The 17,111-nt window shown below is 45.5% G+C and carries 17 protein-coding genes; 4 read left to right on the forward strand and 13 right to left on the reverse strand.

Going from position 1 to position 17,111, the window contains the following annotated elements; all coding sequences use genetic code 11:
- Positions 1–134 precede the first annotated feature (134 nt).
- Positions 135–2,747: a bifunctional acetaldehyde-CoA/alcohol dehydrogenase gene (gene adhE / locus EC604_RS00535; RefSeq protein WP_123062281.1), complete on the reverse strand. Its 2,613-nt coding sequence runs from the start codon at positions 2,745–2,747 to the stop codon at positions 135–137.
- A 428-nt stretch (positions 2,748–3,175) separates the two neighbouring features.
- Here adhE and EC604_RS00540 point away from each other — a divergent pair, with 428 nt between their 5' ends.
- Positions 3,176–3,892, forward strand: coding sequence for a Crp/Fnr family transcriptional regulator (locus tag EC604_RS00540; protein WP_123062282.1), 717 nt, complete (start codon positions 3,176–3,178; stop codon positions 3,890–3,892).
- A 94-nt stretch (positions 3,893–3,986) separates the two neighbouring features.
- Here EC604_RS00540 and EC604_RS00545 read toward each other — a convergent pair whose 3' ends face one another.
- From EC604_RS00545 to EC604_RS00570, 6 genes are all read right to left on the reverse strand, one after another.
- Positions 3,987–4,703, reverse strand: coding sequence for a hypothetical protein (locus EC604_RS00545; RefSeq protein ID WP_151458026.1), 717 nt, complete (start codon positions 4,701–4,703; stop codon positions 3,987–3,989).
- A 193-nt stretch (positions 4,704–4,896) separates the two neighbouring features.
- Positions 4,897–5,625, reverse strand: a complete 729-nt coding sequence (locus EC604_RS00550; protein WP_123062284.1) for a hypothetical protein — start codon at positions 5,623–5,625, stop codon at positions 4,897–4,899.
- Positions 5,626–5,809: 184 nt separating this feature from the next.
- A complete protein-coding gene (locus EC604_RS00555) occupies positions 5,810–6,112 on the reverse strand; it encodes a winged helix-turn-helix transcriptional regulator (RefSeq protein WP_192895048.1) in 303 nt (100 codons plus the stop codon).
- Between the two features lie 331 nt (positions 6,113–6,443).
- Positions 6,444–7,172, reverse strand: coding sequence for a ThuA domain-containing protein (locus tag EC604_RS00560; RefSeq protein WP_123062286.1), 729 nt, complete (start codon positions 7,170–7,172; stop codon positions 6,444–6,446).
- Between the two features lie 24 nt (positions 7,173–7,196).
- Positions 7,197–8,165, reverse strand: a complete 969-nt coding sequence (locus EC604_RS00565; RefSeq protein WP_123062287.1) for a sugar phosphate isomerase/epimerase family protein — start codon at positions 8,163–8,165, stop codon at positions 7,197–7,199.
- Positions 8,166–8,321: 156 nt separating this feature from the next.
- Entirely contained in the window at positions 8,322–9,434 is a 1,113-nt protein-coding gene (locus EC604_RS00570) for a Gfo/Idh/MocA family protein (protein ID WP_123062288.1), read from the reverse strand.
- Between the two features lie 193 nt (positions 9,435–9,627).
- On the opposite strand from EC604_RS00570, the gene EC604_RS00575 reads away from it, so the two are divergent.
- Positions 9,628–10,446: an AraC family transcriptional regulator gene (locus tag EC604_RS00575; RefSeq protein ID WP_123062289.1), complete on the forward strand. Its 819-nt coding sequence runs from the start codon at positions 9,628–9,630 to the stop codon at positions 10,444–10,446.
- Between the two features lie 124 nt (positions 10,447–10,570).
- Here EC604_RS00575 and EC604_RS00580 read toward each other — a convergent pair whose 3' ends face one another.
- Both EC604_RS00580 and EC604_RS00585 read right to left on the reverse strand, forming a co-directional pair.
- Positions 10,571–10,885, reverse strand: a complete 315-nt coding sequence (locus EC604_RS00580; protein WP_123062290.1) for a hypothetical protein — start codon at positions 10,883–10,885, stop codon at positions 10,571–10,573.
- A gap of 91 nt (positions 10,886–10,976) precedes the next feature.
- The gene (locus EC604_RS00585) at positions 10,977–11,915 is read right to left on the reverse strand and encodes a Gfo/Idh/MocA family protein (RefSeq protein ID WP_123062291.1); all 939 of its coding nucleotides are present in this window, start codon (positions 11,913–11,915) and stop codon (positions 10,977–10,979) included.
- Between the two features lie 233 nt (positions 11,916–12,148).
- On the opposite strand from EC604_RS00585, the gene EC604_RS00590 reads away from it, so the two are divergent.
- Together EC604_RS00590 and msrA are read left to right on the forward strand one after the other, a co-directional pair.
- Positions 12,149–12,760 (forward strand): TVP38/TMEM64 family protein, encoded by a 612-nt coding sequence (locus EC604_RS00590; protein WP_123062292.1) that lies wholly within the window; start codon positions 12,149–12,151, stop codon positions 12,758–12,760.
- A 247-nt stretch (positions 12,761–13,007) separates the two neighbouring features.
- On the forward strand, positions 13,008–13,970 hold the full coding sequence (gene msrA / locus EC604_RS00595) for a peptide-methionine (S)-S-oxide reductase MsrA (protein ID WP_123062293.1): 963 nt from the start codon (positions 13,008–13,010) through the stop codon (positions 13,968–13,970).
- 181 nt (positions 13,971–14,151) lie between these two features.
- On the opposite strand, the gene EC604_RS00600 is transcribed toward msrA, so the two are convergent.
- From EC604_RS00600 to EC604_RS29805, 4 genes are all read right to left on the reverse strand, one after another.
- Positions 14,152–14,862: a thioesterase II family protein gene (locus EC604_RS00600; RefSeq protein ID WP_123062294.1), complete on the reverse strand. Its 711-nt coding sequence runs from the start codon at positions 14,860–14,862 to the stop codon at positions 14,152–14,154.
- Positions 14,863–14,879: 17 nt separating this feature from the next.
- Positions 14,880–16,115 (reverse strand): MFS transporter, encoded by a 1,236-nt coding sequence (locus EC604_RS00605; protein ID WP_123062295.1) that lies wholly within the window; start codon positions 16,113–16,115, stop codon positions 14,880–14,882.
- Between the two features lie 72 nt (positions 16,116–16,187).
- On the reverse strand, positions 16,188–16,802 hold the full coding sequence (locus EC604_RS00610) for a TetR/AcrR family transcriptional regulator (protein ID WP_123062821.1): 615 nt from the start codon (positions 16,800–16,802) through the stop codon (positions 16,188–16,190).
- Between the two features lie 144 nt (positions 16,803–16,946).
- The gene (locus EC604_RS29805) at positions 16,947–17,096 is read right to left on the reverse strand and encodes a hypothetical protein (RefSeq protein ID WP_161556823.1); all 150 of its coding nucleotides are present in this window, start codon (positions 17,094–17,096) and stop codon (positions 16,947–16,949) included.
- Positions 17,097–17,111: the final 15 nt, after the last annotated feature.

Here is a 17,111-nt window from a genome sequence, read left to right on the forward strand (position 1 = left end):
CCTCTTTTCCACCTCCTTTCCTGTTTCTCTGCTTCCTTTTCCTTAACGATACGGCAATCGGGGCTCCCCAATATGGGGAACCCCTGAATCACTTGCCACAACCTGAAATGGTTATTTATTATTTATGCTGTTTTTTATTCAAACTTCCCATAGAAAGCGTTGCGGTACACATCGGCCAGTTCAGTTACAAGCGGCAGTTTTGGATTCGCTGTTGTACATTGGTCTTCGAAGGCGCGATCTGCCAAGTAATCTACACGCGATTCGAAGTCTTTCGCGTCAAATCCGATTTCCTGGAACGATTCTTCGATGCCCAGTTTTTTGTTCAGATCACGGATCGCTTTGATCAAGCTGTTCACGCCTTCTTCGGTTGTCCGTGCTGGCAATCCAAGAATGCGTGCGATTTCGGCGTACCGCTCATCTGCCACAAAGTGCGAATATTTCGGGAACGATGCAAATTTCGTCGGTTTTTTCGCATTGTAGCGAATGACGTGTGGCATCAGGATCGCATTGGTGCGTCCGTGTGCGGTGTGATATTGACCGCCCCATTTATGCGCCAAACTGTGGTTAATGCCCAGGAACGCGTTGGCAAACGCCATACCGGCAATCGTCGAAGCATTGTGCATTTTCTCGCGTGCCAGTTTGTCGCCCTGTAATGCGGATTGCTCCAGATATTGGAACACCAGTTGGATCGCTTTGATTGCCAGACCGTCTGTGTAGTCATTGGCCATTACGGATACATATGCTTCAATGGCGTGAGTCAGTACGTCCATACCGGTATCGGCAACTGCGGTTCTTGGCAAACTGTATACAAACTCAGGGTCAACAATCGCTACGTCTGGTGTCAATTCATAGTCAGCCAGCGGATATTTGGTGTTGCCATGCTCTTTATCCGTAATTACCGCAAACGATGTGACTTCCGAACCTGTACCCGATGTTGTCGGGATGGCTACGAATTTTGCTTTTGAACCGAGTCTTGGATATTTGTAAATCCGTTTACGAATATCCATGAATTTTTGTTTCAGGTTGTTAAAATCTGTATCTGGATATTCATAGAACAGCCACATCGCTTTGGCAGCATCCATTGGCGATCCACCGCCGAGTGCAATAATGCAGTCTGGCTGGAAGCGTTCCATCATCGCTGTACCACGGTCTACTGTTGTTGTTGATGGATCTGGCTCAACTTCAGAGAAGACTTCAATGGCTACCGGTGTCTGACGTTGACGCAGGTAATGCTCTACTTTTTCTACATATCCGAGTTTGACCATCACGGCATCCGTAATGATTGCTACGCGAGTAATGTCCGGCATTTTGGCGAGATACTGTGTTGCCCCTTTTTCGAAGTAGACTTTGTTCGGCACTTTGAACCATTGCATATTCACGGTACGGCGAGCCACCCTTTTCACATTGATTAGGTTCACAGCAGTTACGTTAGAAGATGTTGAGTTACGTCCGTACGATCCACAACCCAGTGTCAGTGATGGCATATTCGTATTGTAGATATCCCCGATCGCACCATGTGTGGAAGGTGAGTTTACGATAATCCGTCCCGTTTGCAGGCGATCCGCAAATTGGTTGATCACTTCTTCATTGTTCGAGTGGATAACGGAGGAGTGACCCATTCCGCCAAAAGCAACCACTTCTGCCGCACGCTCAATACCATCTTTTGCGGATTTAACTTTGTAACATGCCAGCACCGGACTCAGTTTCTCGGCGGACAATGGGAATTTGGTGCCTACGCCTTCAATCTCGGCTACCAAAATCTTAGTGCCTGCAGGTACTTCGATGCCGCACATTTTAGCAATGTTCACAGCGGACTGACCTACAATGGTTGGGTTAACTGCACATTTTTCTGCGTTGATTGCACCTGCTGTCAATTTGGCGGCTTCCTCTTTGTTCACAAAGTAACAGCCGTTCGTGATCATTTTCTTTTTCACTTGGTCGAAGATGGGTTCTTCAATGATGACCGCTTGTTCGGACGCACAGATCATCCCGTTATCGAAAGACTTCGACAGAATCAAATCCGTTACCGCCTGGTTGATATCTGCACTTTTCTCAATAAAGCAAGGCACGTTACCTGGTCCTACGCCCAGTGCCGGTTTACCACAGCTGTACGCTGCCCGCACCATCGCTGATCCGCCTGTCGCCAGGATGAGAGCAACATCATTGTGGTTCATTAATGCGTTGGTACGATCCATGGATGGATCATCAATCCATTGGATACAGTCAGCTGGAGCACCGTTTTTCACAGCGGCTTCAAGCAGAATTTTTGCGGCCTCGCGGCTACAGTTCTGTGCGGAAGGGTGGAAACCAAAGATGATCGGGTTACGTGTTTTGATGGCAATCAGTGCTTTAAACATCGTTGTTGATGTCGGGTTGGTTACTGGAGTAATCCCCATGATGATACCAACGGGCTCCGCAATTTTCTGGAAGCTGTCGTACTCATTGTCTTCAATAACGCCTACTGTTTTTTCGTATTTAATGCTGTTATAAACATACTCCGTTGCGAATATATTTTTAATAATTTTATCTTCATATACACCGCGTCCCGTTTCTTCCACGGCCATTTTGGCGAGCATCATATGTTTATCCAGTCCCGCAAGAGCCATAGCCTGCACAATCCGGTCAATTTGCTGCTGATCCATGGACATGAATGCTGCATGTGCTTTGTTTGCTTTGTCGATTAACGTTTGAATATACTGACCTGCTGTCGGTTCTTTTGTTGGGGCGACTTCATTCTTTACAGCCATCTCCCTCATCCTCCTAAAGGTTCGTATTGGTTTGTCTCTCTTGTTTACATCCACATCGTATCATGGGGAAAAGATATATTATGTGATTTTTTTCACAAAGTATGATGAATTTTAATTAAGTTTTTAACATCCCCTTTTAGATGAGAATTCCCTATCTATTTAAAATAGTAGATCAACAGCCTCATCCTTCCCCTGTAAAAGTGAATTTAATCACAATGTTTGAAATTTCGCCATTTTTAAAGGCTTTCCATGCCCCTCAAACGGTAAGTTTAGGTATATACTGAACTTAAAAATTGAACCACCGCAATTTGTACCGTACCTCCACACGGCCGAGATGACCAGATCAGGATGGCACAGTTTGCGGCGAACCTCGGGGGCAACATGCAGCTAGACTTGCCTGACCGGGGAGACAAAGGGGAGATCAACGTATGGGAGAACTAACAAACGTACTGGAAAAACGAGGGAACACCAACTGTTTCTCGGAAGTGAATTTTAATCATCTGCTCGTAACGATGAAAGACCGCACCTACCCGGAAGGTACACATCTATACTGGGAAGGTGACGTCTCTGACAAACTTTATTATATGAAACGGGGACGTGCACAGATCACAAAATCCACCGACGAGGGTAAGGAACTGATCATGTACATGTACCAGACGGGCGATATGATTGGTCAGGCTGATCCATTCTTTGGCTCCAGACACAGCTTCTCGGCGGAAGTTCTGGAGGATAGCGAGATTGGTGTGCTGGAACACAAAGACCTGGAGATGCTGATCTGTCAGCACTGTGATTTTGCGATTGATTTCATGAAGTGGATGGGCATTCACCATCGTTTGACACAAACGAAATTCCGGGATTTGATGTTGTACGGTAAACCAGGGGCACTCTGTTCTACATTGATCAGGCTATCCAATTCGTATGGAGAAGCGCACGGAGATCATGTGATGATTCATAAAAAAATTACCCATACGGACCTATCCAATATGATTGGAGCTACCCGTGAAAGTGTAAACCGCATGCTCAGTGATCTTCGCAAAAAAGATGCCATCGAGTATGACAACGGTATGATTGTTATCAAAGACCTTAAAATGTTGCAGGGTATTTGCCACTGCGAATTGTGCCCAAGTGAAATCTGCCGCATTTGACTTTGCCTGAACCGTCTTTTTAAAATATCATTCCACGTAAAAAAGCCCAATGTCGCTACATCCCATTGGGCTTTCTTTGCTTCCTTGTATCTTCTCAGGATGCGTTAACAAGTTCAAGCTTTACCGCATCCCGTGGATTTAATTTCATATCCAAACCGTTCTCCATTAACTCTTTGTCATTAACCTTGATGACCCAGCGCTGATTCATCCGAGGCATAACATTCTCAACGGAAACCACAAATTTGTTATTCTCTGACAGCCGCACAACTCCACTGGATTTTAATACGTCACGAACGGTACATTCCTGGACATAAATACCGGCATACTGCCGATTCAAATTTGGTTCAACACTGCCACCGCTCACCTTAAGCAGGGTTGTCTGATATGTGACACCTTCTCCCCCGCTGTCAGCTGCTTTGACGTATATTATGACTTCATCTTTAGCATGAAGCTCGGTATCCCACTTTTCTGGAGCAATATCCTTACCGTTCAACTTCACTGCCCAACTCAGAGATGAATCAAGAGAAACCTCTCCCACGGATTGTATTCGTTTGCCATCTGCCGTAAAATCAACCAACCCGCTGTTAAGCAACGCTTTTTTGAGCGTCAATCCCTCACTGAAATCTCGTTTGATGGACTTCGTTGCATCGGGTAAAAAGGTACTGCCATCAATAGCAACAGTAATCGTATTGGCTGAATCTTTCTCTGAGACAACCGGCTGTTCGGAAGGCTGTGTCTCTCTGGTACACCCCGTCAAAATGACGAGAATAAGCATGCATAGACCTATGTAACCGGGAATTTTCTTCATCATGTAGGTAACACCACCCTGCCTAAAATCATTCACCCTGTTGTCCATACCCTTTATTATGGCACATTCTTTGATAAAAAACAGTGTCAAAGCCGTTACTTTTGTCCTTCCCCTGTTAAGCACCTGCCGTCAAAAAAGGGAGAGTCTGCAAGCAGACCCTCCTAAACTGCATTGGCCATCCGTTTGACCAGACCACTTATTGAACAAAAGCCTGCATGTAGGTACGACCTCCGTCGCCGTCCTTCACATAGGGATTAAGGCCAAACGTCTGGCTATCTGATACAAAAACACCAGTAAGTAAACGACCTTCAAGTAATGCACCGTCTACCTGCACACAGCAGGATGGGGCATCTACGTATTCCTGATACAAAGGAATATGACCATAGGGCTGATGTATTTTGAACACCTTGCCCTGCTCATGCAACGGGCGATCGGAGAAATACGTTGGCACAATGTATTGTCCGATGACTTCCAGTTCATCTGCTGTATAGAAAGGCTCATCACCAAGCCAGGGTGCGAACATGCGGATTTTTTCATATTGTGACCAGACAACGGCCTGAATAAGCATTTCAATCTGAACCAATTTCCCGTTTCCGGCCTTAAGACAAAGCCGGTCGTTGTAGGGTTTTTGTTTTGCATGAGATACACGATCGGGTAACCGCAGTTCACAACCGATACATTTCCAGCCACTAGGCGCTTGAATCCATTTTTGCAGCACCGCCGGAGGCGATTCTGAGCCAGCGCTGTTCATTAAATACGCATCTGCGAGGACAGGGTTTTCCCTACCCGAACGTGAATCAACCGAGCGTTTGAACAGTTCTGCCGTTTTCTGATAAATCAGATGAACCTGAATGGATGCGCTCTCAAGTTCTGCAATATCTTGTTTGCCGTAGCGTATTTCACGGGATAAGCTTTCTTCTCTCATGACAAGTGGCCTCCTTCGCTCCGGCCGTCTGCGGCCATTTTCTATAGATTATACTACATCTGATGACAACATGTGCACCGGATAAGTGAAAAAGTCCCAGGTAAACTGTCACAGAAGACAAAAAACTCTTGATTTCACTGGAAATCAAGAGTTTCTGTACTTTCTGCACACAGCATCTGCTGGTTTATTCCACCCAATGCTCGGCCCAGTCTTGAATTTGGTTCATAACAGGCTGTAACGCCTTGCCCTTCTCGGTCAACTCATATTCAATCCGCACTGGCGTTTCCGGGTACACATGACGCACCAGAATACCTTCACTCTCCAGATCTTTCATCCGTTCAGACAACATCTTGTCACTCATGGATGGTATCAGATTGGAGATGTCTTTGAATCGCTTTGAACCACTCATCAACGTTTGAATAATCAAACCGTTCCAGCGCTTGCCCAAAAAAGAAAACGCCGTCTCAAAGCGCGGACACATCCGCATATCTTGATCTTCCACTTTCATCACCTCTTTAGAGATCACTCAACTTACGTTTTGTTAGTATATTTCATAATAACACATTTAAGCTTTAAAGAAAACGTCTGCTACGAAAAACTTTACATTTAAGAAGCAATACTTGCTGCAATGTTTACCGCATACCTTCAGTATACAACACGTTATGGCAGGTAACCATGGGAAATATCGTTTAACACCTGATATCCTTATATTACCCAAAAAGAACCCTTCTACCACAGTCAGATGACCTGGAGAAGGGCTAGGTTTTACCTTATCGACTTATTATGAATTGTCCATGAACTAACTAAGCTGCTGCGGCTTAGACCAGCACGCCACCAATTGGTCTTACAGGTTCGCTCTTGCCGTATTGCGGCTTCGAGCTACGGGCAGGGTAGGCCCATTTTACAGCGTTGCTGATCACTTTCAAAATTTCCGGATTGTAATAGGTAGGATATGTCTCGTGCCCAGGCCGGAAATAAAAAATCTTACCTTCACCACGTCGGAATGTGCATCCACTACGGAATACCTCGCCGCCCTGGAAGTTACTCACAAACACCAGCTCATCCGGTACTGGAATATCGAAGAATTCACCATACATCTCTTCTTTTTCCAATACAATCTTGCCGTCAATGCCTTCCGCAATCGGATGGGACGGGTTGACACACCACACGATCTCCTGCTCATCTGCTACACGCCACTTGAGATCACAGCTCGTTCCCATCAGCGCTTTGAAAGGCTTGGAGAAATGACCGGAATGCAGCACAATCATACCCATACCGTTCAATACGCGCTGCACTACCTTCTGTACAATCTCGTCGCTGACGCGATCATGTGCCATATGTCCCCACCATATAAGCACATCTGTGGAATTCAGTACCTCATCACTCAAACCGTGTTCAGGCTGATCCAGTGTAGCTGTTCGAATCGCAAATCCTTCGCCGCCAAGTCCGTCAGCAAGCGCACGGTGAAGACCGTCCGGATAAACTTCCTTGACTTCATCATGTATTTTCTCATGGACAAACTCATTCCAAATGGTGACGTTAATCATATTCAATTTCCCCCTAGTATAGCTCTAAACCCACCACATATCGCCCAGCGGTTCCTCGATCAATACTTGCTGGAGATTTTGTACGGCTTTAGAGAATCCTTCTTCAACCGACATCAGACCGTCTTCATGTTCAATACTTACCACATAATCATATCCAACCAGACGCAGGGCACTCATAATGTCCGCCCACGTTTTGTTATCATGTCCGTAACCCACGGAGCGGAACTGCCAAGCACGATCCAACATGTTCGTGTAATCCTGCATATCTGTTACCCCGTGTTTATTCACGTTCACCGGATCGATCGTTGTATCTTTGGCATGGAAGTGATGGATTGCATTTTCACGACCCAAAATGTGAATCGCTTGGACCGGATCAATGCCTTGCCACCACATATGGCTTGGGTCAAGATTGGCACCAATGACTTCACCTGCAGCTTCACGCAGTCTTAGCAAGGTAGCTGGTGTATGCACTGAAAATCCACCGTGCAGCTCCAAACCTACTTTTACGTTACGGTCTGCAGCAAATTTGCCCCATTCCGTCCAGTAAGGGATGACTTTGTTTTCCCATTGCCATTTCAAAATTTCCTGAAAATCGTTCGGCCACGGCGCCACAGGCCAGTTTGGATACTTGGCATCCTCATGATCTCCCGGACAGCCGGAGAACGTATTAACAACAGGCACTTCCAGCTTTTGAGCCAGCTCTACCGATTTTACGAAATCATCATGGAACCCCTTCGCAATATCTTTTTGCGGATGCAACGGGTTACCGTGGCAACTCAATGCGCTGATTGTCAGACCACGTGATTCTACCGCATTTTTGAAGTTCTTAAGTGCTGTAGGATTGCTTAACAACTCATCTGGTTTACAATGAGCGTTCCCTGGGTGTCCACCTGTTCCGATTTCAACTGCTTTAAGTCCCTTGGAAGCTACAAAATCAAGAGCATCCTCTAATTTACGTCCACCGAATAGTACCAAAAATACGCCGAGTTTCAAATGCAATTCCTCCCTGATTTAGATAGTGTATGATTGCTGTGTTTTGCTATTCCGTTCTCATGCTTGTTTAGTTATTGTGGAAAAACAAGCATGATTCTATCCCGAAAATTCAACGTTATCACTCATGGATCTTCAAACTCGAAACTCCATTATCCATTAATGAGATTCAACTGTTTCATTTTCGGATGGACTGGCATTGGTTGTTACAACGCTGTCATAGGTGCTCTCCAGATGAATGTGCTTGCCTTCAAGAGAAGAACGCTGAAATGCGTGCATGGCTTCAAGCACATGATATGCCAGCTTACCACTTGCTTTGTGCTCGCGTCCGGCACGAATGGACTCCACCATCTCGGTCAGTCCAATGCCCCTCTCGTTGTGGCCGCTTTCGAAGGCCGGCTTAACCGTCTCCCATGTGTCTTGACCATAACGGCGAAGCTTGACTTCTCCATTAAAGAAGTTAGGGTCAGGTACACTAAGCGTGCCAGCCGTACCATAGATTTCGATACGTGGCAGATCAGAAGCGCCGCGGATATCAAAGCTTGTAATCATCGTTACGATGGCTCCATCCGCAAAATCGATCGTTCCAGCCAAGTGGGTTGGTGTTTCGACACGAAGCGTAGTGCCCTCTTTGGGACCTGAACCAACCTTGCGATCAGCAATCTGAATGCCTGCGGACGCGCTGATCCGGCGAATCGGGCCAAGCAGCGTAACGAGAGCCGTCAAATAATATGGCCCCATGTCAAACATTGGCCCGCCCCCTGCCATGTAAAAAAACTCAGGATCAGGATGCCATGCCTCCGGCCCCCCGCCCATAAAGAAGGAAGTAGCCGCAATTGGCTTGCCAATCAAACCTTCTTCAATGGCTTTGCGAGCGGTCTGGATGCCTGAGCCAAGGAATGTGTCCGGCGCAGAACCGACGTACAACTTCTTTTCCTCGGCAAGTTCGATCACTTTGCGTCCATCTTCCAGCGAAATGGCCAGTGGTTTCTCGGCATACACATGCTTGCCTGCTTCCAGAGCAGCCAGATCAGTCATCGCATGACTGCCCGGAATCGTCAGGTTCAGCACAAGCTCAATCTCGTCATTTTGTAACAACTCATCTACATTGTAAACGTTTGCGATATTAAATTCATCTGCCCGTTCCTGAGCACGCTCACGGATCAGGTCAGCGACCGCCACAACCTCGATATAAGGATTCGTTTTAAGATTTTCTAAGTAAATCGCACTGATGTTACCGCAGCCGATGATGCCTGCTTTCATTTTTTTCACGATGATGTTCATCTCCTTACGCGCTTGTAAGAGCTATGTTCAGCTGTTCAAAATGCTTGTTGAAATCTTAATTCATTATGTTGCTCAACTCTAAGTCTATGGTATTCTGTTTGCGCTTCAATTAAAATGAATAATATGACTGAAACATGAACTATCTGGTCATAATTTTGAAATTTAAACAAGGAGTATCCATATGCCAACAGACCTTTCCTGCCAAGTTCTTACAGCTGGCTTTTCATTTCATCGTAAACCCTATAGCATGGTACAGCTGGACGGGGTGAAAAATTACTTGATGCGACTTCAAACGGATGGACGCTGCCGTGCTCGCATTGATGGTTCCATGTCCAAGGTTGACGCAGGAGACTTGCTTCTTTTTGACCCGGATGAGCCTTATGAACTGAGAATAGACAATGAGTACAATCCCATGGGAGAGCGGCTTGTGGAGAGTGGGGATTATCATATTTTCTTCAACGGTTCCTGGGTGGATGAGTGGTGGAAACACCATAAACGGCCGACTCGAATCAAGGTTGAATTGTCCGAGAGCCTGTTATCTCTGTTCAGACAGCTGATTCTGGAGCAACGTCGCCTTTCCAATCCTTACCCCGAGATTTCGAGTTATTACATGCGTATATTGTGTCTGGAAGTGGATCGATTGTTATCGGAGCATCCCACCCATACGAAAACCAATTATGTTGCTTATGAAATTAAAAATTATATCGAGGAAAATGCTTCTTCCCTATTTAAACTGGAGGATGTGGCAACGCATCTGGGCATCAGCGTCTCACGAGGTGTGCACCTTTTTAAAGAAACGTTTGGCAAAAGCATTATGCAATATACGCTCGATGTACGGCTTAATATGGCCAGAGAACGGATTATTTTTAGTCCGATGACCCTGGAACAAGTCTCTGAATCGTCCGGTTTTAACAATTATACATATTTTCATCGTGTGTTCCGTTCCCGGTTCGGCATGTCACCAAAGGAATTTCGCCTGATTCACCGGGAACAGATGTAACGATGTCCTGGATTTTGAGGATATACTACTAACTCATTATGAATCCGTTAAGATTTCTAGATGCTTAAATACTGTTGAACATCGGATGTGTGCATATGTTAACAATAGTATACGTCTTATACACTTATTTGCGCGCGGCGATGGCCTCGGATACAACCATAGCGAGGTCTTCGTTGCCAAACATCGAGAGCACACCAAGCACAGTATCGTCTGGAATATCTCCAGCTTCCTCCTTGGATACAATCAGCTTCTGTACCTGCTGCAAACGCTCATTGCTCTGTTGCTCGGGATACGCTTGTCGATACATCTCTTCCGGGTCAAGCTCGTTATTTACGCACCACTGAGCAAAGACCAAGATCATCATCTCTTCTTCCTGCTTATAAGACTCAATGACTGCTTCTTCAATTTGTTTGTTTCGTTCCTTTTGATACTCATCCATGCTTTGCTAACGCTCCTTTACTTCATTCAACTGTATTTACTGCAATGATTTTGTATCCACTTTTGGATCGGCATGGATCAAATTCGATTACTTATCCCTTGATCAGCTGCTCAGCCAGCTCATGACTGTCCATAACATAACTCGCACTGATCTGGCAGTCATCGGGTGTATGCAGACAAGCAAGGAAATGATCTACAGCTCCGGCGAAACCTCTGCGTGCCAGTACGGTATCCCAGCTTCCAAACGTCTCTTTTGTCTCCAGTTCCCCCTGTTCCGCATAGTAAGCCGTATCCATATTCACGACTTCTACCGATCTTCCTCCGCCGTGCATCTCTACCTTCTCTAGGTCAGCCCCTGCGGCACGAATCATTTCGAACCGAGCGAGTCCCGTTTTACCTTGCTTGGCTGTTCCAGCCGCATGCAACAACCGCCCTTGATCATCTTGGCGAAGCCACTGATGTACAAGCTGCACATCGTTATCTGCGTACCATAACATCAGATCCAGCATATGAATGAGATCATCATAGATGGTCTCGGCGGCTGGGCGATCCTGTATGCCTGTGCGATGTTTGGTCAGAGTGAGTGTTTCGTACCCCTTTCCGCGCTGCATCCATTCTTTTGCCTTTAGATACATCGGTGCGAATCTGCGGTTGAATCCAACTGCGAGCAGCAAGCCCTGTGCTTCTGCGAATGCAGTCATCTCTTCGGACTCCCGCAGGGTATAGGACAATGGCTTGTCTACATAAACGGCCAGTCCCTTCTCCAGGCATGCCATCACAATCTCGAAATGGGATTCCGTTGCCGTATGTACAAATACCGCATCCAAATCCCAGGACAGCAGCTCTTTCAGATCTGTTGTTCCCCGCTCAATGCGATGCGCCTGTCCAATCTCCTTTACCGGTTCAGGTGACCGGTTCATGATGCCTACAATCTCTAATTGCGGACGGGCAGTGAGCAGTGGCAAATATACTTTACGTGCGATTCCTCCGAGTCCAATCATTGCAATTCGGGTACGCTTGGTCGTTTCCATGATAAGCATTCCACCTTCAGCTAAATTCCTTCGTCAGCCTTCATTTTATAATCCGGCCTATGACTTTCTCCGTCCTATAGTGTAACCTCTTCGCCTCCAACTTGCCAGTGATCGAAGTAATGGATGTCTACATTGTTCATAAGATGGCCTGTCGTGGTAAACTATGGAGGACAGCAGAACCGGATGAGACTCGGTGTCATCCAAGGGTCTGAACTGAAAGGAGCGTTTGGCTTTTGCGAAAATGGTTATGGCTCCTCGTTTATGTTTTACTTGCCGGAGTCACGTTTATTTACAGATATGAACTGCTGGCATGGGCCGATGACCATCAGTCCATCCCGCTTTTACTTTCCTTGGCAACACTGTTTGCCCTTGTACCTGTTATTCCCTACAAAATAGTTATTATTGCTTTTGGGTACAGCTACGGTATAACGATGGCAGCATGGATTTGCTGGCTCGGCACAACGCTTGCGGCAATTCTCGTCTATGCTGGAGCAAGAACTATTTTTCGGGAACAGGCTCGGGGTTATCTTGAACGTATCCGTGGATTGAATCGGTTCACGGCCTGGATGGAAGCACATCCGTTCATGGGCGTGATGACGATGCGTTTACTGCCCGTGGTTCCGCAGATGGCTGTTAATATCTATGCCGGCATTACGTATACCCCCTTCTGGGTGTTCTTGGCCGCGACAGCGATTGGCAAAATGCCTGCAATCTTTGTATTTGCCTACGCAGGGGCTCAGGCGGGTTCATCGATCTGGATGAGTTTGGGAATACTGGCGGGATATATGATCGTTATGGCTATGATTTTCATGTTGTTCCGCTATCGGTCACGTAAAAAGGCTTGAGGATTGGCTGAACTTTTCAGTCTGATTCACGCCTGCTTGCGCGCTCCCGCTTGGTTGACTTGACCATTCGGGATATAATAGAAGAGTAAGCCTAATATTCATATTTAGAAATTCAAATATACCGATGATTGCTGGAGCCTCTCTTTGAACTGGAGCGGATGTTTTCGGGGCATACGCATGCCAAGAAGCAGAGCAACTGTTCGAATGAGAGCGCCAGATTCTTCATCAGAAATGGAGTGAATATAGCATGGAACAACAGTCATTAGAAAAAGCAACATTTGCAGGCGGATGCTTCTGGTGTATGGTATCCCCTTTTGAAGAACTGCCTGGTATTCATAAGATCGTATCAGGCTATACAGGCGGACATACCGAGAATCCTACGTATGAGGAAGTATGCTCGGAAACAACAGGTCATGTGGAAGCGGTGCAGATCACGTTTGATCCGTCCATTTTCCCATATGAGAAGCTGGTTGAGCTCTTCTGGCAGCAGATTGATCCAACAGATGCCGGTGGACAGTTCCATGACCGCGGATCGTCTTATCAGACGGCTATCTTCTACCACAGTGAGGAGCAGCGCCAGATTGCTGAAGCTTCCAAAGCTGCGTTGGAACAAAGTGGGCGTTTTGACAAACCAATCTTCACCCCGATTCTGCCTGCGAAACCGTTCTATGAAGCAGAAGAACATCACCAGAACTATCATCGCAAAAACCCTGCTCACTACAAACGGTACAGCAAAGGCTCAGGCCGTCAGGACTTCATTGAGCGCAACTGGTCGGGTAATGTGGACAAAAGCGGATTGAAGGAGCGTCTGACCCCGCTTCAATATGAGGTAACACAGAATAATGCCACGGAGCCCGCGTTCCACAACGAATTCTGGGATCATCACGGGGACGGCATTTATGTGGATATTGTATCGGGAGAGCCGCTGTTCAGTTCTACCGACAAATACGATTCGGGTTGCGGCTGGCCAAGCTTCACTCGTCCACTTCGAGACTACAACGTGAAGGAAAAAACGGATCTTAGCCATTTCATGATCCGTACCGAAGTTCGTAGCCGTGAAGGGGATTCCCACCTGGGACACGTATTCCCGGATGGCCCTACGGAAGCAGGCGGATTGCGTTATTGCATCAACTCCGCGGCACTTCGTTTTGTACCGAAAGAGGATCTGCAAAAAGAAGGCTACGGCGAATACACCATCCTTTTTCAATAAGAGTAATTCAAAAAAGAGCAGCGGGATGATGTTCCCACTGCTCTTTTTACACACATCCTTATCTGAATGAAATATAGAGTTCCCATAGTCAAGACTTACGTTACGGAGTTCGGTTCCTGCATAATGAATTGGACTAAGATGCTTAATGCTGTAGCCTCCTCTACGCGAGACTTAGTTCTTGTTATACATTATAATCACTCATTACACGGGTGATCTGCTCCGTGATTCGGTTATACTGCTGATGAATGAAGAAATGGTCCCCTGGATAAACACTTAGCGTACAGTTCCCCTTCGTTACTTGCTTCCATGCATGCATGTGTTCCATGGGAATCGAGTCGTTAGCCCCCGCAAGAACAGTTATATCTGTATTTAACGGTTCTCTCGTCCCTGCCCAGTGGTAGCCCTCCACGATCTGTAGATCTGATCTGAGCAAAGGAACAAAGATCTCTGCTAATTCTTTATTTTCAAATACTTCTCGTGACATGCCGCCAAGTTGAAGCATTTCCTGTACAAACTTATCGTGAGGTAATGCATGGAGTGCTTTTTTATGTCTTGTTATATGCGGAGCCCTTCTCGCGGCCACAAAAAGATGCGCTGGATCTCTGCCCTGCTTTTCCTTGATATAGTGAGCCAGTTCATAAGCAATGAGACTCCCCATACTATATCCAAATAAAGCAAACTTCTCCTCGAACAAGTGGGATGGAATGGATAAATACGCATCCTCCACAGCCTGTTCCATGGATGTGTACAGAGGTTCATTCATTCTTCGGCCTCTCCCGGACAATTCAACCGGATGTAAGTGAATATGAGAAGGAAGGTTATTACGCCAGCGATAATACATCATGGAAGAACCCCCGGCATAAGGAAAGCAGATGAGATGTATACAATTCATGAACTTCCTCCAATTTTCTAGTCTACAGCCTGATGTGCGACTTCCGGATTCAATGTGTTCACAGGAGCGTTTTGTTTACCAAATTCAATTCTCATACCTGGAAGAATACTCAGTATCATCACGGTAACCGAGATGACATAGACGATAAATAAGGACGTGTTATTCATAATTACACCCGCCATGGAAGAACCGAGGAGCATGGCCCCCATAAATAATGGGGTGATGGTACCATTAACCCTCCCAATCAAGCGCTCATCAATCTGGGTAACTAAATATGTGGAGATAATGACGTTGATAAAAGCAAGACTAATGGAACTCAGGAAACTTATTACAAGAGTAAGCCAGAACCAACTGGATAATACCTCACCCATGGTGGTTACCACCAGACACATTACACCTACTATAAGTGTCAATGTTTGATTCATTTTGCCACTGAAAGCAGCAGCAATTCCTCCACCGATTAAAAGCCCCAATCCAGATACACCAGACAGAAACTGTAACGACGTCTGTTCCAATCCCAAACGTTCAGTGATCAGAAATATTTCTAGTGGGCTGATGAGACCCGAGGAGAGTCCTACACAAATGAATACTAAACTGAGCATTTTTAATGAACGGGATTGCCCGACATATTGCCAGCCCTCCTTGATATCCGCTAGTAATGAAGTTTCCGTTTCCTGCTGAGCTGAATCCTTCGGCAGGAACGTAAGAAGAATAGCAGACGCTATAAACAAAATAAGTAATGCATACATTGAGGTTTGAATCCCCATAACCGTATATATAAAAGTTCCGACGATAGGGCCGAGAATTAGGAAAAGTGATTGACCACTCTGTGTAATGGCAATTGCGGACTGCACATGCTCTTCCTCGACATTACGCTTTACAATTTTAACTGATGACGGCTGTGAAAACTGACTAACGATAGAGGACACAAAAGTGGCAACATATAAAATCTGCCAATAACCAGAAGATAAAACAGCAATGATCATAACAATCGATAATGCACTAAGGATATCACCTATTATCATGGTGCGTTTAGGATTCCAACGATCAGCAAGTGCACCGCCAATGATGGAGAAAACGAAAATCGGCGCATATTCAAGTACAGTAATTAGTGATACTGCTATCGGATTGCCCTGGGTTTGGTCCATAACATAATAAAGGATCGCCATATTCCGTATCCATATAGCCAGATTCTGCAGTAGATCAGACCCCGTGACAATAAGAAACGCTTTGTTCCTGAACAATGTGCTCATTCTCCATCTCCCTTTAAACCGACTGTCCGGTTTATTAATTTTCAAAAGAAAAACTGATTATACATCAGCTTTTCATGGTTGAAGTTGTTGGATGCCCACTAACATGCTGGCAATCCCTTTTTTGTAGAGACGTCTGATATCGGTCAGATCCTTCTCATAATAAAGGGTGCTTAATCCGTTAAAAAGACCGTTAATTATGTGCATTAAATCCTGTGGATCCTCGGGTTTCAATTCGCCATCCTCAATCCCTTTTGAAATGATCCGTTCATACGTCATATAAGGAATACGGATCAGGGACAGCATCTCATCAAGCATCTCTTGACTGACCACCTGACCTGAGACAAACTCGTTAATCGAATGATTGAGTGGATTCGCCAAATCGTCAACATAATGATCTGCAAGGCCATATAGTTTATCTACGGATGTCTCATACTGATGTTCCTTTTCGAGCCATGAATCCATCCACTCTTCGTTATTGAGTTTGATGAGATACATGAAAAGTTCTTCCTTACTTTTGAAATGATAATATATACTGCCTTTACTTCGATTGTTAATTGTACATATGTCCTCCATGGAGGTTGCGCCATATCCCTTTTGGGCAAATAACTCTTTTGTATTACGAGCAATATCTTTCTTGATCTGAGCGACATCTTTTCTCCGTTTGACTTCGATTGAAGATCCCTCCATAAAAAGACTGACCATTCAGTCTAATAGTATCACACCAAAAATTTCCCGTCAATGCACTTTATGTATGTCCCCTCTTACATATCTCATATTTTTCTGAGATTTGCAAGAGGGGACGTTAGGAAAAATAAAATTATTATTAATTCGTTATTTTTTACCCTCATCTTCTTCTTTGAAAGCGTCACTTAATTCCTGTCTAATCGTCTCAGGCAGTTTTTCTGTTTCTTCCACCAATTCATTGATCTCTTGAGGCACCTCTTCGTCCCTTACAACTCCGAATTTGAAAAATTTGCTCATCTTTTTCTCCTCCTA

Origin of the sequence: Paenibacillus amylolyticus (genome assembly GCF_003719335.1) — a bacterium.
Taxonomy (GTDB): Bacteria; Bacillota; Bacilli; order Paenibacillales; family Paenibacillaceae; genus Paenibacillus; species Paenibacillus amylolyticus_D.

Excerpts from the sequence above, each read along its gene's own strand:
- msrA (WP_123062293.1), top strand. The coding sequence starts at position 13,008 with ATGGAACAACAGTCATTAGAAAAAGCAACATTTGCAGGCGGATGCTTC.
- EC604_RS00560 (WP_123062286.1), bottom strand. The coding sequence starts at position 7,172 with ATGATTAACGTCACCATTTGGAATGAGTTTGTCCATGAGAAAATACAT.
- EC604_RS00610 (WP_123062821.1), bottom strand. The coding sequence starts at position 16,802 with ATGGAGGGATCTTCAATCGAAGTCAAACGGAGAAAAGATGTCGCTCAG.
- EC604_RS00600 (WP_123062294.1), bottom strand. The coding sequence starts at position 14,862 with ATGAATTGTATACATCTCATCTGCTTTCCTTATGCCGGGGGTTCTTCC.
- EC604_RS00575 (WP_123062289.1), top strand. The coding sequence starts at position 9,628 with ATGCCAACAGACCTTTCCTGCCAAGTTCTTACAGCTGGCTTTTCATTT.
- EC604_RS00585 (WP_123062291.1), bottom strand. The coding sequence starts at position 11,915 with ATGGAAACGACCAAGCGTACCCGAATTGCAATGATTGGACTCGGAGGA.
- EC604_RS29805 (WP_161556823.1), bottom strand. The coding sequence starts at position 17,096 with ATGAGCAAATTTTTCAAATTCGGAGTTGTAAGGGACGAAGAGGTGCCT.
- EC604_RS00550 (WP_123062284.1), bottom strand. The coding sequence starts at position 5,625 with ATGAGAGAAGAAAGCTTATCCCGTGAAATACGCTACGGCAAACAAGAT.
- EC604_RS00545 (WP_151458026.1), bottom strand. The coding sequence starts at position 4,703 with ATGATGAAGAAAATTCCCGGTTACATAGGTCTATGCATGCTTATTCTC.
- EC604_RS00605 (WP_123062295.1), bottom strand. The coding sequence starts at position 16,115 with ATGAGCACATTGTTCAGGAACAAAGCGTTTCTTATTGTCACGGGGTCT.
- adhE (WP_123062281.1), bottom strand. The coding sequence starts at position 2,747 with ATGGCTGTAAAGAATGAAGTCGCCCCAACAAAAGAACCGACAGCAGGT.
- EC604_RS00540 (WP_123062282.1), top strand. The coding sequence starts at position 3,176 with ATGGGAGAACTAACAAACGTACTGGAAAAACGAGGGAACACCAACTGT.
- EC604_RS00580 (WP_123062290.1), bottom strand. The coding sequence starts at position 10,885 with ATGGATGAGTATCAAAAGGAACGAAACAAACAAATTGAAGAAGCAGTC.
- EC604_RS00555 (WP_192895048.1), bottom strand. The coding sequence starts at position 6,112 with ATGCGGATGTGTCCGCGCTTTGAGACGGCGTTTTCTTTTTTGGGCAAG.